Annotated in this window: 16 protein-coding genes and 1 pseudogene; 11 read left to right on the forward strand and 6 right to left on the reverse strand. The window is 60.0% G+C overall.

What is annotated here, in order from left to right:
* Positions 1-4 precede the first annotated feature (4 nt).
* From LIY36_RS21940 to LIY36_RS21950, 3 genes are all read left to right on the forward strand, one after another.
* Entirely contained in the window at positions 5-3,097 is a 3,093-nt protein-coding gene (locus tag LIY36_RS21940) for an efflux RND transporter permease subunit (RefSeq protein WP_226457133.1), read from the forward strand.
* A gap of 192 nt (positions 3,098-3,289) precedes the next feature.
* A complete protein-coding gene (locus LIY36_RS21945) occupies positions 3,290-3,931 on the forward strand; it encodes a DUF1345 domain-containing protein (protein ID WP_226457134.1) in 642 nt (213 codons plus the stop codon).
* 324 nt (positions 3,932-4,255) lie between these two features.
* On the forward strand, positions 4,256-4,717 hold the full coding sequence (locus LIY36_RS21950) for a hypothetical protein (RefSeq protein ID WP_226457135.1): 462 nt from the start codon (positions 4,256-4,258) through the stop codon (positions 4,715-4,717).
* Positions 4,718-4,781: 64 nt separating this feature from the next.
* Here the strand turns inward: LIY36_RS21950 and LIY36_RS21955 are convergent, their stop codons facing one another.
* From LIY36_RS21955 to LIY36_RS21965, 3 genes are all read right to left on the reverse strand, one after another.
* Positions 4,782-7,046: an autotransporter outer membrane beta-barrel domain-containing protein gene (locus tag LIY36_RS21955; RefSeq protein WP_226457136.1), complete on the reverse strand. Its 2,265-nt coding sequence runs from the start codon at positions 7,044-7,046 to the stop codon at positions 4,782-4,784.
* 245 nt (positions 7,047-7,291) lie between these two features.
* Entirely contained in the window at positions 7,292-9,286 is a 1,995-nt protein-coding gene (locus LIY36_RS21960; RefSeq protein WP_226457137.1) for a hypothetical protein, read from the reverse strand.
* A gap of 221 nt (positions 9,287-9,507) precedes the next feature.
* The gene (locus LIY36_RS21965) at positions 9,508-10,755 is read right to left on the reverse strand and encodes a hypothetical protein (RefSeq protein WP_226457138.1); all 1,248 of its coding nucleotides are present in this window, start codon (positions 10,753-10,755) and stop codon (positions 9,508-9,510) included.
* Positions 10,756-11,003: 248 nt separating this feature from the next.
* On the opposite strand from LIY36_RS21965, the pseudogene LIY36_RS21970 reads away from it, so the two are divergent.
* The 5 genes and pseudogenes from LIY36_RS21970 to LIY36_RS21990 form a co-directional block, all read left to right on the forward strand.
* A pseudogene (locus LIY36_RS21970) lies at positions 11,004-12,043 on the forward strand (LacI family DNA-binding transcriptional regulator); the annotation flags it as partial.
* A 44-nt stretch (positions 12,044-12,087) separates the two neighbouring features.
* Positions 12,088-12,870, forward strand: coding sequence for a sugar phosphate isomerase/epimerase family protein (locus tag LIY36_RS21975; RefSeq protein ID WP_226457139.1), 783 nt, complete (start codon positions 12,088-12,090; stop codon positions 12,868-12,870).
* Positions 12,863-13,804 (forward strand): sugar kinase, encoded by a 942-nt coding sequence (locus LIY36_RS21980; protein ID WP_226457140.1) that lies wholly within the window; start codon positions 12,863-12,865, stop codon positions 13,802-13,804. The genes LIY36_RS21975 and LIY36_RS21980 overlap by 8 nt, the downstream gene beginning before the upstream one ends.
* Positions 13,805-13,849: 45 nt before the next feature.
* The gene (locus LIY36_RS21985) at positions 13,850-15,142 is read left to right on the forward strand and encodes an MFS transporter (protein WP_226457141.1); all 1,293 of its coding nucleotides are present in this window, start codon (positions 13,850-13,852) and stop codon (positions 15,140-15,142) included.
* Positions 15,139-16,116 (forward strand): 2-hydroxyacid dehydrogenase, encoded by a 978-nt coding sequence (locus tag LIY36_RS21990; RefSeq protein ID WP_226457142.1) that lies wholly within the window; start codon positions 15,139-15,141, stop codon positions 16,114-16,116. Before LIY36_RS21985 ends, LIY36_RS21990 begins: the two co-directional genes overlap by 4 nt.
* An 83-nt stretch (positions 16,117-16,199) precedes the next feature.
* Here LIY36_RS21990 and LIY36_RS21995 read toward each other — a convergent pair whose 3' ends face one another.
* Entirely contained in the window at positions 16,200-17,825 is a 1,626-nt protein-coding gene (locus LIY36_RS21995; RefSeq protein WP_226457143.1) for a methyl-accepting chemotaxis protein, read from the reverse strand.
* Positions 17,826-18,059: 234 nt separating this feature from the next.
* Between LIY36_RS21995 and LIY36_RS22000 the strand changes: the two genes are divergently transcribed.
* A complete protein-coding gene (locus LIY36_RS22000) occupies positions 18,060-19,487 on the forward strand; it encodes a nucleobase:cation symporter-2 family protein (protein WP_226457144.1) in 1,428 nt (475 codons plus the stop codon).
* A 12-nt stretch (positions 19,488-19,499) separates the two neighbouring features.
* Positions 19,500-19,943: an LEA type 2 family protein gene (locus LIY36_RS22005; protein WP_192299650.1), complete on the forward strand. Its 444-nt coding sequence runs from the start codon at positions 19,500-19,502 to the stop codon at positions 19,941-19,943.
* 147 nt (positions 19,944-20,090) lie between these two features.
* Here LIY36_RS22005 and LIY36_RS22010 read toward each other — a convergent pair whose 3' ends face one another.
* On the reverse strand, positions 20,091-21,017 hold the full coding sequence (locus tag LIY36_RS22010) for a carbon-nitrogen hydrolase family protein (protein ID WP_192299651.1): 927 nt from the start codon (positions 21,015-21,017) through the stop codon (positions 20,091-20,093).
* An 81-nt stretch (positions 21,018-21,098) separates the two neighbouring features.
* Between LIY36_RS22010 and LIY36_RS22015 the strand changes: the two genes are divergently transcribed.
* Complete coding sequence (locus LIY36_RS22015) at positions 21,099-21,992, forward strand: LysR family transcriptional regulator (protein WP_226457145.1); 894 nt, start codon at positions 21,099-21,101, stop codon at positions 21,990-21,992.
* Here LIY36_RS22015 and LIY36_RS22020 read toward each other — a convergent pair.
* Complete coding sequence (locus LIY36_RS22020; RefSeq protein WP_003190904.1) at positions 21,985-22,239, reverse strand: hypothetical protein; 255 nt, start codon at positions 22,237-22,239, stop codon at positions 21,985-21,987. The two genes, LIY36_RS22015 and LIY36_RS22020, sit on opposite strands and share 8 nt — an antisense overlap.
* Positions 22,240-22,363 lie beyond the last annotated feature (124 nt).

A 22,363-nucleotide genomic window follows, 5' to 3' on the forward strand; every position in this document is an offset into this window, starting at 1 on the left:
CGACATGCCGCAGTTCTTTATTGACCGCCCGATCTTCGCCTGGGTGGTCGCCCTGTTCATCCTGCTCGCCGGTTTGCTGGCGATCCCGCAGTTGCCGGTGGCGCAGTACCCCAACGTCGCGCCGCCCAAGGTGGAAATCTACGCGGTGTACCCCGGCGCCTCGGCGCAGACCCTGGATCAAAGCGTGGTCAGCCTGATCGAGCAGGAGCTCAACGGCGCCGATCACCTGCTATATTTCGAGTCCCAGAGCAGCCTCGGTTCGGCCACCATCACCGCCACCTTCCAGCCGGGCACCAACCCGGAAATGGCCCAGGTCGATGTGCAAAACCGCCTCAAAGCGGTAGAGCCGCGCTTGCCGCAAGCCGTGACCCAGCAGGGTTTGCAGGTGGAGAAAGTCTCCGCCGGCTTCCTGCTGTTGGTGACCCTCACGTCTAACGACGGCAAGCTTGATGACGTGGCGCTCAGCGATTACCTGGCGCGCAACGTGATGAACGAGCTCAAGCGCCTGGACGGTGTGGGCAAGGCCCAGCTGTACGGTGCCGAACGCGCGATGCGCATCTGGGTCGACCCGCAGAAGCTGATCGGTTTCAACCTCACGCCCGCCGATGTGAATGCGGCGATCAGCGCGCAGAACGCCCAGGTTTCAGCGGGCAGCATCGGTGATCTGCCGGGGACAAACACCCAGGAAATCACGGCTGCGATCCTGGTCAAGGGCCAGCTGTCCACACCGGCAGAATTCGCCGACATCGTGCTCAAGGCCAACCCCGACGGCTCTACCGTGCGCATCGGCGATGTGGCACGGGTGGAAATCGGCAGCCAGGAATACCAGTTCTCCACGCGCCTGAACGGCAAGCCGTCCACCGCCGTCAGCGTGCAACTGGCGCCGGGCGCCAACGCGTTGAACACCGCGACCCTGGTGCGGGCAAAGATGGATGAGCTGTCGCGCTACTTCCCGGCGAACGTGGAGTACAAGATTCCGTACGACACCTCGCCGTTCGTCAAAGTCTCGATCACCAAGGTGGTCTACACCTTGCTCGAGGCCATGGCGCTGGTGTTTGCGGTGATGTTCCTGTTCTTGCAGAACGTGCGCTACACGCTGATCCCGACACTGGTGGTGCCGATTGCGTTGATGGGCACCTTTGCCACCATGTTGCTGCTGGGGTTCTCGATCAACGTGCTGACCATGTTTGGCATGGTGCTAGCGATCGGCATCCTGGTGGACGATGCAATCGTGGTGGTGGAGAACGTCGAGCGGATCATGGTCACCGAAGGCCTGTCGCCCAAGGAAGCCACGCGTAAAGCCATGGGCCAGATCACCGGGGCCATTGTCGGCATCACCCTGGTGCTGGTGGCGGTGTTCCTGCCGATGGCGTTCATGGCCGGTTCGGTGGGGGTGATCTATCAGCAGTTCTCGCTGTCGATGGCCACCTCGATCCTGTTCTCGGCGTTCCTCGCCCTGACCTTGACGCCGGCGCTGTGCGCCACCTTGCTCAAACCGATTGCCAAGGATGAACACCACGCCAAGGGCGGCTTTTTCGGCTGGTTCAACCGGCGTTTTGAACAGCTCACCGACCGCTACGAAGGCTGGGTGGCCTATGCCCTCAAACGCAGCGGCCGCTACCTGTTGATCTATGCCGTACTACTGGTGGGCCTGGGGCTGATGTTTATGCGCCTGCCCTCCTCGTTCCTGCCGGTGGAGGACCAGGGCTACACCATTACCGACATCCAGCTGCCGCCCGGCGCGAGCAAGAACCGCACGGTGCAGGTGGCCGAGCAGATCGAAGCGCATAACACCGGCGAGCCTGGGGTGGGCGATACCACCATGATCATGGGCTTCAGTTTCTCCGGTTCGGGGCAGAACGCGGCGCTGGCGTTTACCACGCTCAAGGATTGGTCCGAGCGCGGCAGCGACGACTCCGCGGCGTCGATTGCCGACCGCGCCAACATGGCCTTCAGCGAACTTAAGGATGCGATTGCCTACGCGATCCTGCCGCCGCCGGTGGATGGGCTGGGTACGTCGAGCGGGTTCGAATTCCGCTTGCAGGACCGTGGCGGCGTCGGCCATGCGGCCTTGATGGCGGCGCGTACCGAGTTGCTGGCGGCCGCCGAGAAAAGCCCGATCCTCGCCAACGTGCGCGAAAGCGCCCTGGCCGAGGCGCCGCAGGTGCAACTGGTGGTGGACCGCAAGCAAGCCAATGCGTTGGGCGTGTCCTTTGCGGACGTGGGAAATGTGTTGTCGTCGGCGATCGGCTCGGCCTATATCAACGACTTCCCCAACCAGGGCCGCATGCAGCGCGTGGTGGTGCAGGCCGAAGGCGACCAGCGCAGCCAGGTGGCAGACGTGATGAAGATCCACGTGCGCAACAACGCCGGCAAGATGGTACCGCTGTCCGCATTTGTCGAAGCCAAGTGGACCCAAGGCCCGGCGCAGTTGACCCGGTATAACGGCTACCCGGCAATTGCGATCAGCGGTGAAGCGGCGCCAGGGCACAGTACGGGCGAAGCGATGGATGAAATCCAGCGACTGGTCAGCCAGTTACCCGCTGGCCTGGGTCAGGAATGGACCGGGCTGTCGTTGCAGGAACGTTTGTCCGGCGCCCAGGCACCGTTGCTGTTGGGCCTGTCGTTGTTGATCGTGTTCTTGTGCCTGGCGGCGCTGTATGAAAGCTGGTCGATTCCAACGTCGGTGCTGCTGGTGGTGCCGCTGGGCGTGCTTGGCGCGGTGTTGGCAGTGACCTTGCGCGGCATGCCCAACGATGTGTTTTTCAAAGTGGGCTTGATCACCATCATCGGCCTGTCGGCGAAGAACGCGATTTTGATCATCGAGTTTGCCAAGGACTTGTACGACCAAGGTGAAGACTTGATCAGCGCGACATTGAAGGCCGCGCGCCTGCGTTTGCGGCCGATCATCATGACCTCGCTGGCGTTCATCCTTGGCGTGGTGCCGCTGGCGATTGCCACCGGGGCCAGCTCGGCGAGCCAGCAGGCGATTGGTACGGGGGTGATTGGCGGGATGATCACCGCGACGCTGGCGGTGGTGTTTGTGCCGGTGTTCTTTGTGGTGGTCATGAAACTCGTGAAGAAAAAGCCTCGATAGCCCCAACACCGCAGCTCCCCTTGTGGGAGCTGGCTTGTGTGGGAGCGGGCTTGCTCGCGAAGGCGGTGGGTCAGCCAATGAATGAGTTGACTGACACACCTCCTTCGCGAGCAAGCCCGCTCCCACAGGGGGTTAGTTACCGCATTCTCGTTCCTGTACAGTCTGCTCACACGCCGTCAGCTGTGAGTCCCTATGCCCTTCCTCGCCCGCACCCACCCTCGCCTCTCCGCCGCCGCCCTGCTCGGCCTTGCCGTCGGCATCCTGGTCCCCGCCGGCAGCCTCATCAGCAAAACCCTCATCGGCTGGAACGCCGGTGTCTGGACCTACCTGATACTGATGCTGTGGCTGACCATCCGCGCCAAGGCCCCGGACGTCAAACGCATCGCCGAAATCGAAGATGAAAACGCCGGGCTGGTGCTGTTCACGGTGTGCATTGCCGCTATCGCTAGCCTGGCGACCATCACTTTCGAACTGGTCGGCAGCAAGGACCTGGCCACCACCGAACGTCTGCTGCATTACGGTTTTACTGGCTTGACGGTCATGGGTTCGTGGTTGCTGATCGGGGTGATTTTCAGCGTGCATTACGCCCGCCTGTATTACACCTGGGACGGCAAGGAACCGGCGCTACGTTTTGCCGAAGGCCTGACGACGCCCAATTACTGGGACTTCCTGTACTTCTCGTTCACCATCGGCGTGGCGGTGCAAACTTCGGATGTGGGTGTGGCCACGCGGGGCATGCGCAAGGTAGTGCTGGGGCAGTCCTTGATCGGGTTTCTGTTCAACACCGCGATCCTCGGTTTCTCGATCAATATCGCGGCGGGGCTGTTTGGCTGAGTCGCACAGCGTCCCTAGCCATTAATGCACATGCGCCGCAAAAGCGGCTCGGTCTGGTTCAGCGCTGTCACTTGACGCACAGTCCATTAGTACAAAAGCTGATTAAAACGTCACCACTTAGATGTATCCCTTAACAGCAGGCAGCCGCTAACGCGTACTTCTGTAGCAAAGAGTCGTTGAACTCTCAGGCGCTCATACACTGTTGCATTCGTATACTGTTAGTGTTGACAGTTTACAGCGCCTACACTCTCCTATCTCATGCTTCATGACAGAGCCGCTGACACCTCTGTTACACGCACATTCATCAGCGATGGAGAAGCTATCATGTCCGCACAACAGCAAGCTTTAACGCCCGCACAACAAAAGCTGTTACGTCCAAAGCGCCTTATGGCCACCGGGCAATTCGATGCAAAGATCAATTTGTCGCCCGTTATTTTTCAGACACTGACACTAAAACATGACTTCGAGCGGGCAACCTACAGCATTGACGCACGACATGCGGACAACTCCGTAACCATTAAGGAAATACATATCCAACTGCCCGACAATGTTCGCACAGGCAGCGTTATCGACTTGTCCAAGCAGGAGTTTACCGAGGTCAAAGTATGGTATGCGGTCAAGTCGCCCACGGAACATTACACGGTAACTTGCATCGCCGGAACATTGACCATCCTGAGCTTGAGTGCAGGCATCATTAAAATCAGTGGCCAGTTGAGAGGTACCACTGACACCAACCCCAGCGGTAACGCTTTCGTTTTGGATGTAGATTTCGATCTGAGCAGTTGACCCTTCTGCGGGCACAAAAAAACGCCCGTATCTTGCGATACGGGCGTTTTTCATTGACCGGCGCTTACCACATATAACGTACGCCTACGTTGGCACCCCAAGGCTGCTCGACCTTGCCGCCGCTGCTGTGTTCAAGATCGGCATGCAGTTGCAGGTTCTTCGACAGCTTCACCGCAACACCCGCACCGAACTCAGCACGCGAACCTGACAGGTCGTTGTTGAACACATTATTGTTCACCGACACCTTATTGTTGTTGGCAAACTCGTGCACCATCGCCGCGCGCAAGTAAGGCTGGACCACGCTGCCACTGTCGAGTTGAATATCACGCCCAACCGTTGCACCGGCCTTGGCCATGATTGAGCGAGTACGCTCGCCCTCGGCTTTGAGGCCATTATCCAAGTTGTAGTTGGCGCCCTGGATCACCACGGTCGACACTTGGGCATACGGCTCGACAAAGAAGCCATCATCCAGCTTGATGTTGCGACCGAACTCGGCCGACAAACCACCACCGGTGTTGTTGTACTTGCCCTTGGACGAGGTGCCGTCGCTCAAACCGACCTTGGACTCGTTGTGGAAGCGGTTGACCTTGGCAACTGCGTCGAAATACAGGCCGCTTTCATCATCCAGCCAGGTGGCATATGCCCCCAGGTAGTAGCTCTTCACGTTACCGGAAGTGCCGCGTTTGAGGTTCAGGTCGGACGAACTGTGGCCAGCCATCACACCTACCAACCACTGGCTATCGGCCAGCGGCGTGTCGGCACCCAGAGTAAAGCCCTGCTGGGTTTGGTCGTAGCCCACGCCCGTGCTCTCGGCCACTTTGTATTTATTGCCATAACCACGAATCCAAACACCCGCCTGACCTGGCTCAAATCGCAATTCACCCATACGCGTACGCAGTGAAGTGGCCTCGCCATACCACACGGTCGGTGCGGTGTTGAACAGCGCCAGCACCGAGCGAGTACCAGGGCTGATCACACGATTGTTTGGGTCAAGGAACCAATCGGTGCCTTCCTTCTTCAGGCCGTAGGAATAAGCACCTACGTCGACCACGTCGCCCACCAGGGAGAAGTTGGCGTCACCACCTCCGGTGTGTACCACGCGGATCTCTTCAGGCTTCACCGGTTCTGCACCGCTGGCTGCGAGCAACAGGCTGTGGTTGCCCTTGGCCTCGCCTTCGATGTTCAGGAAATCCGTAACGCCACGGGCAAAATCAGTGCCCATGACAAAGGTGCCATTGCCTTCCAGGCTGTCCAGGTCCAATTGATAGAAGGCGTTGGTGTCGCCAAATTTCACTGTACCACCCGCCAGGCTCAAGGCGCCGACCTGGCTGTCGCCGGTCAACTCCCAGAACGACGCGTCGCCAACGTTCAGGCTGGTGACATTCTTCAGTTGGCCAGTGAGACCCGCATTGTTCTGCAGGTTCAAGTGCGCAGTGCTGCCATTCTCGACAATCACGTTGCCGTTCAAGCGACTGTGATCGACGTTCATGCTGGCCGTTGCACCACCGTTGACTTCCAGCAACGTACCGTTGCCACCGGTCAGGGTCGAGCCGTTGCGCACGTCGATCTCAACGTTCATAGCCTCGCCAGGATAACCATTGACGACAAGGGCAGAACCCGTACGACCTTCGACATGGGAGTTGTCCAGCGCCAGTTTGCCGATATCACCTTTACCGAAATCATTGCTGAATACCACGCCATTCTTGCCACCCACGATGGTACTTTGGCTGGCCGTGGCCGTCGCGCCGTCAAGCAATACGCCGTAGCTGTCGGCGCCCGTACCTTCCACCAACGTGTTCTGCTTGAAGTGCAATTCACTGTTCCCATACGCCATGGCGCCGCCAAGAAGACCACGGATGGTACTGTTATAGACCTCAGCAACACCGCCTTTTTCCGAGTTGAAATTCTGGAAAGCTTGCAGGCCAACAGTTGTGTTACTGGTGATGGTGCTGCCTTGAATAAGAGCAGAACTGTCATCCAGGCGAACGGCGCCAAACGTCGAGTGGTTGGATTCAACCGTAGCGTCATTGATCCTGACGGTGGAGCCTTGGGTTGCACGAATGTCATCGACCTGGCTGCCCGCATTGACAGTAAGTTCTGAATCGTTGACCAGGATATTACCGGCCCGTGCGCCGTTAAGCGTCAGATCGGATTTCTTATCCAATTGCCAATCATTCTTCAATTCACTGGAATCAATAACTTTTGACTCACCGACCAATTGACCGGCTTCAACAGTTGTTTGAGAGGCGGCAAACATTAAAAAAGCAACCGCAGGAAGTTTCATCATCTTGTTCAGTGGCTTGAGTTCAAAATTAACTAACGTAGACATGGTGGTTCACTCTCTGGGATAGAGCCTCTAAAACGGTATGACTCGTTCCCTAGGAATGGAGCCTTACCTGTGCGGCGCAGAGATTACGTAGTGAACGTACCCTTTGATGTAGGATTAATCTGAACAGTCAGCGCTACATATCAATTGAGCGATAGCGAAACGAGCAAAGAGCCTGAAACAGCAACGGACAGATGCACAAAAGGGAAGCCGGGCTTCCCTTTTGTGCTATCAGTTTTCAACGCACTTCAAGGTGTGGGTACAAAGGGCTCCCGATCGCAGAAAGAGTCAGGGTTGGAGAAGCCGGTGTACACATCGGCCAATTCACCGTGACCGGTTGCTCCCGTCGATGTGATCGTGGAGTAAGTCACCTCACAAGGCCCGAACGGCACCTGTGCCAGGAAGGGTCGGTACGTCACTTCAACGTTAAAACCACTGGTCACCTGTGCGGGAGTCAATGGTGGCGTCGTAATCGAAAGCATGAATGGCCCTGCTGGCAACCCTGGGAAATCGTTAGTGATCGTGATCGTGACGTCCACGGTATTGCCTGCCACCAGCCTCGGGTCCCCTGGAATGAACAACTCCCCATAGAGAACCGGTGGCGAACCGGGCATACGGGTCAGCAACGACGCACAAGACCATTCGCCCAGACCATCAAGGCGCAAGAACTGTGCAGGCGGCAATACCACCGTTACGGCGTCAATCACGTTGACTGTGGTGACACCCGATGGGTTCTCATTGGTGGTACCGGGGCCGGTAACAACGTAGCTGACAGGTTGCGGGCCGTTGCCGTGTCGGGCGACTACATCCCATGGAATGGTGAATTCAAAGTCGGTGCCGGGGGCAGTTGCTCCGATATTGAAAGGACCCACGCGTTCTTTGGTGACACCCCATAACAGATAAATGTCATTCAATGGATGAGGCAGAGCGGGAATATTCCAGAGCTCAATCCTGATGGTCACAGGCTGATCAGCGTCGGCAATCCGCAAAGTATTCAGCTCGGTGGCCGTGACCGCGCCAAACACCCGAGCCAGCTCAAGCCCCGGATTTTCGCTGCCTGGCGGAAGCGTAATCGGCAACACTGGCCCCTCTACTGACAAATCGAGGCGCACTTGTTTATCTGGAGATGGAAAAAACAGGCCATTGCGTTCGATCCGATAACGCACGCTCACCGTCTGCGGCCCCAGGGCCGCAGTGTAGGCGGCCCGGATCGCATCATTCATGTTGTCGAAGATTACGTCAAAGTCAACGAGCGGAGGGGATTGCGGGCCAAAGGGTTGCGCCTGCCATTGCCATTCGAACTGGTCCAGCCCGGTGGCAAAATTCAGGTACTCCTCAATATGCAGCTCAATGCCTGCCAGAAAATCTGGAATATCGAGCAAATCATCCGCACCGCCAATATCGTCAGGCGCAAGCGGAAGTACAGGCGCCAACGGCACGGGGTCGGCCAACAAGGAAACGGTGCGAAAATCAACAAAAGATGGACGACTGACATTCCCCGCCCGATCCGTGATGGTGTAGAAAATATAGTACAAACCGCTTAACACTATTTGCGCGGCTGACAGGAAGAAGGTGGCGCCGGTTGGCAACATCGGCACGCCGGGACCGCTTACTAAATACTCTGGTCGGGGGTCCATGACCGGGCTGAAATAAACGTTAATCATATCTCCCGCTTCATAGCGTCCTGGCTGCGGACCAAAGGTATTCGCAGGGATACCAATTTCCACACCGCCTTCACGGATCAGAAACGCATTATCGATAACCTCCCCCGGCGCCACATTGTTGAACGTCGGGACTGTCGGTTGTTCGCGCGAGGTCGCTACGGCATACGGCGCAATGGTATCGACACGGAATGCGCCGGGGTTGGATTCATCAAAGGCAGGTCCAGGGATACCCCCTGCCGCGTTACGGTACTGAGTGTTTTTGAGTTCATAAAAGCCGTGTCGAAATTCAGGCACTGGCGCAGCAACAAACCGGTTGATGATGGCTGGAACTGGATTGGTGTTGATCTGGAAGGGCGCCACCAGCGTGCTCCAGGTGGGCGGCGTCGCCGCGACATCGCGAATTTCGATGCTCATCCAATCGGTTGGCCGTGAGATTCCCCCAGTGCTCAGTTCCACGGTTATCCCGACCGGCGCAACGATCGCCGGAATAAGACCAGTGGCATCATCCAGTGCTTCGGCGATCGTGGGTGCATTGATGACGAGCGGCGCAGGTGCAGAGGTATTCGGATTGCTGCTCATTTCAAACTCTCCTTGCTGTTGATGTAGATACCGCATATCTCCGCCTAAGCCGTCAGAACAGGTCCGCGCCCCGCCAGAGCATTACAACCGGCAGACCAAAACCCGGGCACGCCCCTTCCGTCCGACTGACTTTCGGCCAAACAACGCTGGTGAAAAATTCGTTACACACTCCCCCCTCGAGCGCCCAGTGCTTAAGCGCTCAAGGGGGAGAACAGCAGAGCCTAGGGTTCAGGACCATTACCGCCAAGCCAGCAGTAGATAGGATCTGGTGGTATTGGCGAGGTCGGCACAACCCGATCGAACTGCACGAACCGGGAAGCAGAACGACCCATCGGCACGCCCAATCTGGACACCGTATAGCTTGCCTCGCCGCCCGCATTTTTCTTCAAGGGTCGGATCACCCGCTCGACGTCTGTAATCCTGAAGTTGTACCCCAAGGCATCCGCAACACCGTCCCAAAAATGCGTCAAGGTCTCAACGACAGAAGGGTCCGGGTTGACATCAGGGTATTGGCCATAACCCTGGAACCGCAACGTAACCAGGTCCCCATCCTGCAGGTTTGGATCAGGTGGAATGAACACTTCGACATAAAACCAAATCGCAGGGGTAGTACTGCAGGTCATATATCGATTTGGATGCGACTCAGATTGAGGGAAACTGGGCCGCGTGTAGATTGGCGCAGGAAGATCCGTCTCTAGCCTTACTCGGGCCACCTGCGAGAACAACGGATTGACATTGCCCGCGCGGTCCATCAGACGATAGAAACAGAAGAGGAACAAAGCCCCTGGAAAACTGCGGAAAACCTCGCGGGGCACATCAACGAATATCCGGCCAGTGGCACTGCTAAGCGGGGGGGAGACAAGCGTCGGAGCACCGGTTGGCAGCAGATTCATATCAGAAAAATAAAGTAGCACTACGTCGCCCACCTCACGGTCCAGATACCCATCTGGAATTTCCATGGGCACCAGGGGATTGGCGTCCAGATAGGAGGTGGTAATCGGGTCTCTAGGATAAATGGCCGGAGGTAGCAACGCTCCGCTACCTGGTGCATCACGATCGATTCGGATGGTTACGGTGCTGGAAATATCAAAACTCGGACCGTCCGGCGTACGGTTATGCACGCGATACCGAACATCAACAATTGCGCTGCTCAACAAAAAAGCCTGCGGTATTTGCACACGCAGAGGAAAATCCGCAGCGGTCAGCGGATTTGGCAACAAAATAGGCGGTGCATCAGTAGGTCGGGCACCTCGCACAGCCCACTCGAACACCACATACTGGTCGCGGCCCGGAGTCGGTAAAAACGCCCAGGGTGTTGGAAGATCGACCTCAAGGTCCGCGAAGTAAAATCGGGCGGGTATCAAGCCATCCGACTCCGCGTCGACGAAATCCGCTGCGTCCAGAATGAGCGGCCCAGCCGGCCCCGAGGGTCCACTCGCACTTGACTGCCCAGAACCTACAGTGTTCATAAAGGCCTCCCATAATACAAACACGCCTGACTCTCAGGCGATTCGAATAAACGTTTTACGAGGTCGATTGAACTCCATTCACCTGTCTGCAACTACTGTCAGAACTAACAGGTTCACACTCCGTTCGTCGTTTTCACCCGCCACTTCATTGGCGGGCTGGGCGAATATTTGCTTGACGATGCCTGCGGACTGGTGTTTTCTGAAACCGGTTTCAGTCGTATCCCAAATCGAATAAGAAAGGCGCAACCGTGACTTCATTTTCCGCCGCTCAGCGCAGCCGCGTGACCATGCTAGATGTGGCCCAACACGCCGGCGTTTCCAAAGCCAGTGTCTCGCGCTTCATCGGCGACGACCGCGCCCTGCTCTCCGACGCTATCGCGTTGCGTATCGAGCAAGCCATCGAGCAACTCGGCTACCGCCCCAACCAGATGGCCCGTGGCCTCAAACGTGGGCGCACACGCCTGATCGGCATGCTCGTCGCCGACATCCGCAACCCCTATTCCATTGCCGTGATGCATGGCGTTGAAACCGCCTGCCGCCAGCACGGCTACAGCCTGGTGGTGTGCAACACCGACCGCGATGACGAGCAGGAGCGCCAACACCTGGCCGCGCTGCGTTCGTACAACATCGAAGGGCTGATCGTGAACACCCTCGGCCATCACCTTGACCAATTGCTGGAACTGCAACGGGAAATGCCCCTGGTGCTGGTAGACCGCAAGGTCGCGCCGTTGCACAGCGACCTGGTCGGGTTGGACAACCCGGCGGCGGTGCGCATGGCCATTGAGCACCTGCAACAACAGGGTTACCGCGATCTGTTGCTGGTGAGTGAAGCCACCGACGGCACCAGCTCGCGGCTGGAGCGACTGGAAAGCTTCAAGGCCGAGATCGCGGCCCGTCCCGACTTGAACGGCGCGGTGCTGGAACTGGACGAAAAACTGCACGCCAACCTGCAAACCTTCCTCGCCAAGCCCGGCCCCAAAGCGCTGTTTTGTGCCAACGGTGTTGCCGCGCTGGCCTGCACCCGTGCGCTCAAGCAACTAGGTTGTGACCTGTTCGGCGACGTCGGCCTGATCGCCCTGGATGACCTGGACTGGTATCCCTTGGTCGGCAACGGCATCACTGCCCTCGCCCAACCCACCGAGGCCATCGGCGCCAGCGCATTCGACTGCTTGCTCAAGCGCCTGCGCGGTGATACCGATCCCACGCGCACCCTGGGTTTCCTGCCCCAACTCATCATTCGAGGCTCGACCCGCCCCTCGTAGGAGCCGGCTTGCCGGCTCCTGCAGTTTGTTTTGTGAATAAAAATGAAACCGGTTTCAGAGGTAAACAACAATGCATAAATACCCCGTTTCCATCAGCCTCTCCAGCTACGGCGCCGACCGGGTCCGTGAGCAAGGCCAATTGAGTTTCGTCGAATTGCTCGCCTCTGCCGGTGCGCAACGCATCGAATGGCGTGAGGAATTACTGACGCACGAACACCCCGCCGAGTTGGCTCAGGCCGCGGCGCAACACGATTTGCAATCGGTGTTTTCATCGCCGCTGGAGCTGTGGGTCGCCGGCCGCGCCCAGCCCAACGCCGAACTCGCCGCCACCCTCGACCGTGCCCAGGCCTTCGGTGCGCGCTGGCTGAAAGTCTCCCTCGGCTACTTCACCGACACCAACGACCTCGAAAGCCTGCACGCCCTGCTCAGCCGCCACCCGGTGCAGTTGCTGGTGGAAAACGACCAGACCCTGCACGGCGGGCGTATCGAGCCGATGCAACGCTTTTTCACCGAAGTCGAACGCCTCGGCCTGCCGGTCAAGATGACCTTCGATATCGGCAACTGGCAGTGGCAGGACCAATCTGCCCTGACTGCCGCGCGCCTGCTCGGGCGACATGTGGATTACCTGCACTGCAAAGCGGTGGCGCGCCGCCCGGACGGCAAACTCGTGGCCCTGCCACCCGGCGCCACCGACCTGCAACTGTGGGAACAACTGCTCAAGCACATGACCCAAGGAATTGCCCGGGCAGTGGAATTCCCGCTGCAAGGCGACGACCTGATCGCGGTTACCGCACACCAGGTCGCCACCCTCGCCCTGCTAGGCCAACCTCGCGTGGAGAACGCCCATGTCTGAGATCGATATTCTGTCTTTTGGCGAAACCATGGCGATGTTTGTCGCCGAGCAGACCGGCGACCTGGCCCAAGTGGCGCAGTTTCATAAACGCATCGCCGGGGCCGACAGCAACGTCGCCATCGGTCTGTCGCGCCTGGGTTTCAAGGTGGCGTGGCTGAGTCGGGTGGGCAACGATTGCCTTGGCCGCTTTGTGGTCGATACGTTGAAACACGAAGGGCTGGATTGCCGGCACGTGGCCGTCGATCCCCTGCATCCGACCGGCTTTCAGTTCAAGTCCCGCGAAGAAGCCGGTGCCGATCCCCAGGTGGAGTATTTCCGCAAAGGCTCGGCGGCCAGTCACCTGTCGCTCGCGGCGATGAGCCCTGGCTTGCTCAACGCCCGCCATCTGCACGCCACGGGAATTCCGCCGGCGTTGTCCGAGGCCACCCGCGAGTTGTCCGTCGAGTTGATGACACAGATGCGCAAAGCCGGGCGCAGCGTGTCGTTCGACCCCAACCTGCGCCCGTCGCTGTGGCCCAACCAGCAGACGATGATCCGTGAAATCAATGCCCTCGCCGGCCTGGCCGACTGGGTCTTGCCGGGCCTGGGCGAAGGCCGCCTGCTCAGCGGTTTCGACGACCCGGCCGACATCGCCGCGTTCTACCTCGACCGGGGCGCCGAAGCCGTGGCGATCAAGCTCGGTGCGGACGGCGCCTACTACCGCACCCACCTGGACCAGGGCTTTGTCGCCGCCGTACCCGTGGAAAAAGTGGTCGACACCGTCGGCGCCGGCGATGGTTTTGCCGTCGGCATGATCAGCGCCCTGCTGGAAAACCTCAGCTTCCCCGAGGCGGTGCAGCGCGGCAACTGGATCGGCAGCCGGGCCGTACAGAGTCGCGGTGACATGGAGGGTTTGCCCACCCGTGAAGAGTTAACCGTCAAATCCGTTGCTTGACCCACAACCTGTTGCCACAACTACAACAAGCTCAGGAGCAACCCCATGGAAACCGTGAAACTCGCCACCCGCCGTTGGTGGTACATCATGCCCATCGTTTTTATCACCTACAGCCTGGCCTACCTGGACCGCGCCAACTACGGCTTCGCCGCTGCCTCCGGGATGGCCGAAGACCTGATGATCACGCCGGGCATGTCCTCGCTGCTGGGTGCATTGTTTTTCCTCGGCTACTTTTTCTTCCAGGTGCCAGGGGCGATCTATGCGCAAAAACGCAGCGTCAAAAAACTGATTTTTGTCAGCCTGATCCTCTGGGGCGGCCTGGCCACCCTGACCGGCGTGGTGTCCAACGCCTACATGCTGATCGTGATCCGCTTCACCCTCGGCGTGGTCGAAGCGGCAGTGATGCCGGCGATGCTGGTGTACCTGTGCCACTGGTTTACCCGTGCCGAACGCTCGCGGGCCAACACCTTCCTGATCCTTGGCAACCCGGTGACCATGCTGTGGATGTCGGTGGTGTCGGGCTACCTGGTGCAGCATTTCAGCTGGCGCTGGATGTTTATCATCGAAGGCCTGCCCGCCGTGTTGTGGGCATTTATCTGGTGGCGCCTGGCCGATGAGCGACCAAACGATGCGAAATGGCTGAGCGACAGCGAAAAACACAGCCTGCAAAGCGCCCTCGCCGCCGAACAGGTGGGCATCAAGGCGGTGAAGAATTACGCCGAGGCGTTCCGCTCGCCGAAGGTGATCATCCTCGCGCTGCAGTTCTTTTGCTGGAGCATTGGCGTGTACGGTTTTGTGCTGTGGCTGCCGTCAATCCTCAAGGCCGGTTTGCAGATGGACATGGTCGAGGCCGGCTGGCTGTCGGCGCTGCCTTATCTGGCAGCGGTGATTGGCATGCTCGTGGTGTCCTGGGGCTCGGACAAGCTGCAAAAACGCAAACGCTTCGTCTGGCCGCCGCTGCTGATCGCGTCCATCGCGTTCTACGCGTCCTACGTGCTCGGCGCCGAACATTTCTGGTGGTCCTACACCTTGCTAGTGATCGCCGGGGCCTGCATGTACGCGCCGTATGGGCCGTTTTTCGCCATCGTTCCGGAGATCCTGCCGGCCAACGTCGCCGGGGGCGCCATGGCGCTGATCAACAGCATGGGCGCCCTTGGTTCGTTCGGCGGTTCGTACCTGGTGGGTTACCTCAATAGCAGCACCGGCTCGCCCGGTGCCTCGTACCTGCTGATGAGCGGTGCGTTGCTGCTGTCGGTGGTGCTGACGATTTTCCTCAAGCCCGGCGCCAGCGATCGCGTGCCGGCGCCAACCCTGGATTTGAAGGTAAAGACCGCATGAAAAAGTCCGTTGTGCTGTACAAAAAACTCTCCGCGCCGCTGATGGCGCGCCTGCATGCACAGGCCGAGGTCACGTTGATCGACGCCCTCGACGAACCGGGCTTGGCCAAGCTGCGCGACGCCCTGCCGACCGCCCACGGCCTGCTCGGTGCCAGCCTGCGCCTGGACGCGCAACTGCTGGACCTCGCGCCGCACCTGGAAGCGGTGGCGAGCGTGTCGGTGGGGGTCGACAACTACGACATCGACTACCTGACCGCGCGCGGCATCCTGCTCAGCAACACCCCCGACGTGCTCACCGAAACCACCGCCGACACCGGCTTCGCGCTGATCCTCGCCACTGCCCGTCGCGTGGTCGAACTGGCCGACATGGTGCGCGCCGGGCAGTGGCACAAGAACATCGGCCCGGCGCACTTTGGCAGCGACGTGCACGGCAAGACCCTGGGCATCATTGGCATGGGTCGCATCGGTGAAGCCTTGGCCCAGCGCGGGCACTTCGGCTTTGGCATGCCGGTGCTCTATCACAGCCATTCGCCCAAGCCGCTGGTGGAAGCACGGTTTGGCGCGCAGTACCGCAGCTTGCAGGACCTGTTGCAGCAAGCCGACTTTGTCTGCCTGACATTGCCGCTCACCGCTGAAACCGAAAAGCTGATCGGCGCCGAGGAGTTCGCCTTGATGGGCCCGGACACGATCTTTATCAACATCTCGAGGGGCAAGGTGGTGGACGAAGCGGCGCTGGTGCAGGCGTTGCAACAACGCACGATTCGCGCGGCGGGGTTGGATGTGTTTGAGCGTGAGCCGCTGAGTCACGACTCACCGTTGCTGCGCCTGAACAATGTGGTGGCAACCCCGCATATCGGCTCGGCGACCCATGAGACGCGGGAGGCGATGGCCAAGTGTGCGGTGGATAATCTGCTGCAGGCATTGGCGGGTGAAAAGCCAAAAAATCTGGTGAACTCAGCCGCCTGGAGACAGTAACCCCTCGCACCCTACAAAACCCATGTGGGAGCCCGCTCCCACACAAGCCCACTCCTACCTTATTGATCTCATTTCACGCCAAGTCAGATAACGAACCTGGCCACCATCCCATTCAAATCCACCGCCAGGCGCGACAGCTCATGGCTGGCCGCGCTGGTCTGGTTGGCGCCCGCTGCCGACTGGGTTGCCAGGTCGCGGATGTTCACCAGGTTGCGGTCCACCTCACGGGACACCTGCGCCTGTTCTTCCGAAGCGCTGGCGATCACCAGGTTGCGTTCGTTGATCAGGCTGATGGACTGGGTAATCTGCTCCAGCGCCACACCGGCGGCGCGGGCCATTTCCAGGGTGTTTTGCGTGCGCTGGTTACTTTGCTGCATCGATTGCACCGCTTCACCTGTGCCGTTCTGGATGCCGGCGACCATCTTCTCAATTTCCTGGGTCGACTGCGCAGTGCGATGGGCCAGGGCGCGCACTTCGTCCGCCACTACGGCAAAACCGCGTCCGGCCTCACCGGCACGGGCGGCCTCGATGGCGGCATTGAGCGCCAGCAGGTTGGTCTGCTCGGCAATGGCGCGGATCACGTCGAGCACTTTGCCGATGTCCCGGCCCTGGGTCGCCAGGCCTTCGATCAATACGGCCGTGTTTTGCACGTCGTGGGTCATGGTCTGGATCGCCTCGACGGTTTCCACCACACGGTCGCGGCCTGCCCGCGCCGCCTGGTTGGACTGGCCGGATGCTTCGGACGTGGACACCGCATTACGCGCCACCTCTTCCACGGCCGCCGTCATCTCGTTGACCGCCGTAGCGGCCTGATCGATTTCGTTGTTTTGTTGTTGCAGGCCTTTGGAGGCTTCTTCGGTGACCGCGCTCAGCTCTTCAGCGGCAGACGCCAACTGCGTGGCCGAACCGGCGATGTGCTGGATGGTCTGGCGCAGGTTGGCCTGCATCGTCGCCAGGGCGCTGAGCAGCCGGGCCGGTTCGTCCTTGCCGTCGTCCTCGATGGTTTTGCTGAGATTGCCGGCGGCGATGGTCTCGGCCACTTCCACAGCCTTGCGCAGCGGCGTGACGATGCTACGGGTCAATAGCCAGGCCAGCAGTACAGTGAGCAGCGCGGCGGCGACCGCGACCACAATCACCCCCATGATTGCGCCTTGGTAACTCTGCCCGGCATCCGCGTCGGCTTGCTTGGCATTCGCCGCGTTCATCGCGATGAGCTTGTTCAACTGCTCGCCCATCTGGTCGGTGCCTTCCTTGATCCGCGTGTTGATCAGGGCGCGCATTTCCTCGACCTGGCCCTGTCGCGACAAGGCCAGCATGTCGGCCTGGGCCTTGCTGTAGTTGTCCAGGGTGGTCACAAAGGTCTTGTACAGCGCGGCCTCATCTGCGCTGGCAGGCAGCGCCGCATAACCCGCCTGGGCGGTTTTTACCTTGTCGGCCAGTGCCGCCATGCGGGTTTCCGCTTCCTGCAGGCTGGCCGGCTCGCGGTTGACCAATACGCGAAATGACAGGATGCGCAAACGCAACACGTTTTCGGTGATGTTGCCCAGGTACGTCACGCTGGGCAGTTGGTTGGCGCTCATGTCCACCGAGGACTGGCGGATCTGCGTCATGCGGTTGACCGCGAACACCCCCAATAGGATCACTAACAACGCAATAAAGGCGAAACCGAGAAACGCGCGAGGGGCAATGTTCAGTTGGCGAAGTGACATAGAGGATGCTCTCAGATGGAATGTTTGCGCGCGTCCCTGCCGCGAAACGATCCGTCAGCGACAACGCGCTGCTCAGACCTTGGTCACCACTGTTGTAATTGATAGGTGGGCCTATCCACGTTATCGGCAAGCAACCGCGTTTTATGCAGGGTCTTTATAAATATTTTTTTACACTTCTGGCGTTGGGCAGTTTCTGGCATCCTGCGCCTCCATTTTCTGACCCGAGCCATCATTTTGTCTGACGCTCAAGCCCCGCGCCCCCGCTATAAATCCGACCTGATCTACGGCCTCGAAGACCGTCCGCACTTCACTGCCGCGATTTTTGCCGCACTGCAGCACGTGTTGGCGAGTTTTGTCGGGATCATCACGCCCACCCTGATTGTCGGCGGCGTACTGGGCCTGGAAAGCGAAGTGCCCTATCTCGTGAGCATGGCGTTGTTCGTGTCGGGCCTTGGCACCTTTGTGCAGGCGCGCAAGTTCGGCCGCATCGGCTCCGGCTTACTGTGCCTGCAAGGCACCAGTTTCTCGTTTATCAGCGTCATCCTCAGTGCGGGGTTCATGGTCAAGGCCCGGGGCGGCGGCACCGATGAGATTCTGTCGACAATCTTCGGCATCTGCTTTTTTGCGGCGTTTATCGAAGTGGTGCTCAGCCAGTTCATCGGCAAACTGCGCAAATTGATCACCCCGGTGGTCACCGGCACCATCATTACCTTGATGGGGTTGTCGCTGATCAAGGTGGCGGTCACCGACATGGCCGGCGGTTTTGGCGCCCCGGACCTGGGCGCCGCCGGCAACATGGGCCTGGCGGCACTGGTGCTGCTGACCATTGTGGTCCTCAACCGCTTCAGCAATCCGTTCCTGCGCCTGGGTTCCATCGTCATCGGCCTGACCCTGGGCTTCGTGGTGGCCTGGATGATGGGCCGCGTGGACCTGGCGGCGCTGCCCCAGGTGCCGTTGATCAGCGTGCCGGTGCCGTTCAAATACGGCTTCTCGTTCGACTGGGTGGCGTTTATCCCGGTGGCGGTGATCTTCCTGATTTCGCCGTTGGAAGCGGCCGGCGACCTGACGGCCAACTCGATGATTTCCCAACAGCCGGTCAAGGGCCCGCTGTACATCAAGCGCATCAAATCGGGCCTGCTGGCCGACGGTCTCAACTCGGCGATGGCCGCGACCTTCAACAGCCTGCCAATGGTGACCTTTGCCCAGAACAACGGCGTGATCCAGTTGACCGGCGTGGCCAGCCGCTACGTGGCGTACTTTATCGCCGGCCTGCTGGTGCTGTTGGGGCTGTTCCCGATGATCGGCGCGGTGCTGCAACTGATGCCCAAGCCGGTTCTGGGCGGCGCCACCCTGATCATGTTTGGCACTGTGGCCGTGGCCGGCATCAAGATCCTCGCCGAAGCCGGGCTGCACCGCCGCAACGTGCTGATCGTGGCGATCTCCCTCGGCATGGGCCTGGGCGTCGCCGCCGTACCGGAAGTGCTGCGCGACCTGCCCAAGGCGCTGCACAACATCTTCGAATCGCCGATTACCGTGGGTGCGTTCTGTGCAATCGTGCTGAACATTTTCCTGCCGGAAGAGTTCATAGAGCTGGAAGAAGATGAATTTGATCCGGAGTCCTCTACCCTCAAGGTGATGCAAGACCCGGACGTCACTAAATAGGAGCACCTTTGTATGCGCAAGCTCATGGTTGTAACGCTAATGCTGCTGACCTTGAGCGCCTGCGCGCTGTTCCCGCACCGTGACCCGGTGACCATCAACGTGGTGGGCATCGAACCGCTGCAAAGCCAGGAGCTGGAAGTGCGGTTCTTGGTGAAGCTGCGGGTGCAGAACCCCAATGAAACGGCGATCGACTACAACGGCGTGGCCCTGGACCTGGAAGTCAATGGCCACCCGTTGGCATCGGGAGTGAGCGATCAGGCCGGAAGCATCCCACGCTTTTCCGAGACGGTGCTGAAGGTGCCGGTGAGTGTTTCGGCGTTCTCGGTGTTGCGCCAGACCCTGGGCCTGAGCCAGACCCAGAGTTTGAACAACCTGCCCTACGTGCTGCGGGGCAAGCTGGCGGGCGGGCTGTTTGGCACCATGCGCTTCGTTGACCGCGGAACCCTGGACCTGTAGTGAGCGGGCTTGCCCCGCGCTGGGCGGCGAAGCCGCCCCAAACGGTCCGCCGCGGTATATCAGAAAGACCGAGGCGTCTGGATTTGGGGCGGCTTCGCCCCCCAGCGCGGGCAAGCCCGCTCACTACAGGTTTTCAGCGGGTGCATGTCAGTCAGTGATAAAGCGCACCCCCGGCCTGGCCCGTTCATCCACGACCAACTCGAACACGTCCGGGCGGGCATAGTGCCCCACCACGTCGTAGTCATACCGCGCACGCACCAGCTCATCGGTATCGATCTGCGCCGTGAGCAACCCCGCCTCGCCCAGCAATGGCCCTGCCAGCACATCCCCCATCGGCCCGACAATCACGCTGCCACCGGCAATCAACGGCCGCTGCGCCGGCCAGTTGGCGATCTGCACACCTAACGCCTCGGGCGATGCCTGCACCTGACACGCACTGACCACAAAGCAGCGTCCCTCATGGGCGACATGACGCATGCTGACCTGCCACATCTCACGCTCGTCCACCGTCGGTGCGCACCACACCTCCACGCCCTTGGCGTACATCGCCGTGCGCAGCAGCGGCATCATGTTTTCCCAGCACACCGCACCGCCAACACGTCCGACGGCCGTGTCGATCACGGGTAACGTCGAGCCATCGCCCTTGCCCCAGATCAGCCGCTCGGTGCCGGTGGGCATCAGCTTGCGGTGCTTGGCCACCAGGCCGCCTGCCGGTTCGAAGTACAACACGGTGCAATACAGGGTATTGCCACTGCGCTCGATCACACCAAGGACCAGGCTGGCGCCGGTACGCGCCGACAAGCCCGCCAGCGCGTCAGTCTCGGCGCCGGGCACGTCGATGGCATTGGCAAAATAGCGCGCAAAGGCCTCGCGCCCCTCCGGCAGCCGGTAGCCCAATTGCGTGCCGAAGCTTTCGCCCTTGGGATAGCCACCGAGCAACGCCTCGGGCATCACCACCAGTTGCGCGCCACTGCGCTGGATCTCGTCCTCGTAACCGAGGATTTGCGCAAGGGTGTCAGCCTTGCCGCCGGGCAAAGAACCGATTTGCAAAGCAGCTACAGTCGAAACAGGCATCACGATCACTCCGGAAAATGGGGTTGCCCATTCTCCCGCCAGCCTCGATCATGAATAAAGCCCAGTTCACTGCTGAATGATATGAGCCAAATGAATATCGCCAAGGTCGATCTGAACCTACTGAAAACCTTCGAAGCCCTGTACGACGAATCCAGCGCCAGCCGTGCGGCATTGCGCCTGGGCGTCACGCAATCGGCCGTCAGCGCCGGGCTGCGGCGCTTGCGTGAGGTGTATGAGGATCAGTTATTCGTGCGCACCGGCCGCGGGTTGGCGCCGACCTTGCGCGCCAATCAACTGAAACCGCTGATCAGCGAGGCCCTGGAACGCTGCCGGCAAAGCCTGGCCATGGTCAACCCGGATAACCAGCAATATCAGGGGCGCTCGGTGGTGCTGGGTTTGTCCGATGACTTCGAAATCGCTTACGGCCGCCGGCTGATACAAGCCATCGCACAACGGGCGCCGAAACTGCGGGTGATTTTCCGTCAGACCCACAGCCAGATCGTCGCCGGCGCCCTGCTCGACCGCAGCCTGGACCTGGCGATCACGGCGGGCGGCTTTGCCCAGGGCAGGCTGAGCCGCCAGGTGTTGGGAGAAGGTGATTACCGCTGCCTGCTGGACTCGGACCAGGCGGGCATCAGCCTGGACGAGTTCGTCAGCCGCGAGCATGTGCTGGTGTCATCCGGCGGGTTTATCGGGATTACCGACGAGGGCTTGGCGGCCAAGGGTTTGAGCCGCCAGGTGTGTGCGTCCACCAGCCACTTTGCCGCGCTGCCGTTTCTGCTCAAGGGCAGCCAGGCGGTAGCGACCATTCCGGGGCATGCGGCGCAGGCCATCGCGCAGATGAGCGGCCTGCGTATGCTGCCGTGCCCGCTGGCGTTGCCGCGCTACCCGGTGGAACTGGGCTGGCGCACCCAGGCACAGCTGGATCCGATGTTACTGAAAGTGCGTGAAGCGATCGTGGCGAGCTTTATTTAGCCGCTGCCATCAACTTGTTGACCTCACTGCGCACCATGTTGGAAAACTCCGGCGGCGACATGCCGTCGAGTTCGGCGCGGACCCACTCGGCCCATTTACCCTTGCGCTTGGCACGCTCGCCGAACAAGCGCGCCGCTTCGCCCTTGGCCTTGCCCAGGTTGGTTTGCCACAGGTCGTAGAGGCGCGACTTTTCATCTTCCAGCTCGGCACGTTCGGCGAGGGTCTTGTTGGCCAGATTGAAGCTCATGTTGAAATACCTGCTGCACAAATAGGCGACATCTTACACTGTAGGTCCAAATTTCCTGATTCGGATTTTGCCCAAGACCCGGCGGCGGCAAAAAAAACGCAACTTTTGCCGCCGCCCGATACTC

This window comes from Pseudomonas sp. AF03-9 (assembly GCF_020515815.1).
In the GTDB taxonomy this organism is placed as follows: Bacteria; Pseudomonadota; Gammaproteobacteria; order Pseudomonadales; family Pseudomonadaceae; genus Aquipseudomonas.

Bases quoted from the DNA above. Each gene is read 5' to 3' on its own strand.
- LIY36_RS21980 (WP_226457140.1), top strand. From the start codon at position 12,863: ATGTCTGAGATCGATATTCTGTCTTTTGGCGAAACCATGGCGATGTTT.
- LIY36_RS21940 (WP_226457133.1), top strand. From the start codon at position 5: ATGCCGCAGTTCTTTATTGACCGCCCGATCTTCGCCTGGGTGGTCGCC.
- LIY36_RS21965 (WP_226457138.1), bottom strand. From the start codon at position 10,755: ATGAACACTGTAGGTTCTGGGCAGTCAAGTGCGAGTGGACCCTCGGGG.
- LIY36_RS21985 (WP_226457141.1), top strand. From the start codon at position 13,850: ATGGAAACCGTGAAACTCGCCACCCGCCGTTGGTGGTACATCATGCCC.
- LIY36_RS21955 (WP_226457136.1), bottom strand. From the start codon at position 7,046: ATGTCTACGTTAGTTAATTTTGAACTCAAGCCACTGAACAAGATGATG.
- LIY36_RS21975 (WP_226457139.1), top strand. From the start codon at position 12,088: ATGCATAAATACCCCGTTTCCATCAGCCTCTCCAGCTACGGCGCCGAC.
- LIY36_RS22005 (WP_192299650.1), top strand. From the start codon at position 19,500: ATGCGCAAGCTCATGGTTGTAACGCTAATGCTGCTGACCTTGAGCGCC.
- LIY36_RS21945 (WP_226457134.1), top strand. From the start codon at position 3,290: ATGCCCTTCCTCGCCCGCACCCACCCTCGCCTCTCCGCCGCCGCCCTG.
- LIY36_RS22015 (WP_226457145.1), top strand. From the start codon at position 21,099: ATGAGCCAAATGAATATCGCCAAGGTCGATCTGAACCTACTGAAAACC.
- LIY36_RS21995 (WP_226457143.1), bottom strand. From the start codon at position 17,825: ATGTCACTTCGCCAACTGAACATTGCCCCTCGCGCGTTTCTCGGTTTC.
- LIY36_RS22010 (WP_192299651.1), bottom strand. From the start codon at position 21,017: ATGCCTGTTTCGACTGTAGCTGCTTTGCAAATCGGTTCTTTGCCCGGC.
- LIY36_RS21950 (WP_226457135.1), top strand. From the start codon at position 4,256: ATGTCCGCACAACAGCAAGCTTTAACGCCCGCACAACAAAAGCTGTTA.
- LIY36_RS21960 (WP_226457137.1), bottom strand. From the start codon at position 9,286: ATGAGCAGCAATCCGAATACCTCTGCACCTGCGCCGCTCGTCATCAAT.
- LIY36_RS22020 (WP_003190904.1), bottom strand. From the start codon at position 22,239: ATGAGCTTCAATCTGGCCAACAAGACCCTCGCCGAACGTGCCGAGCTG.
- LIY36_RS21990 (WP_226457142.1), top strand. From the start codon at position 15,139: ATGAAAAAGTCCGTTGTGCTGTACAAAAAACTCTCCGCGCCGCTGATG.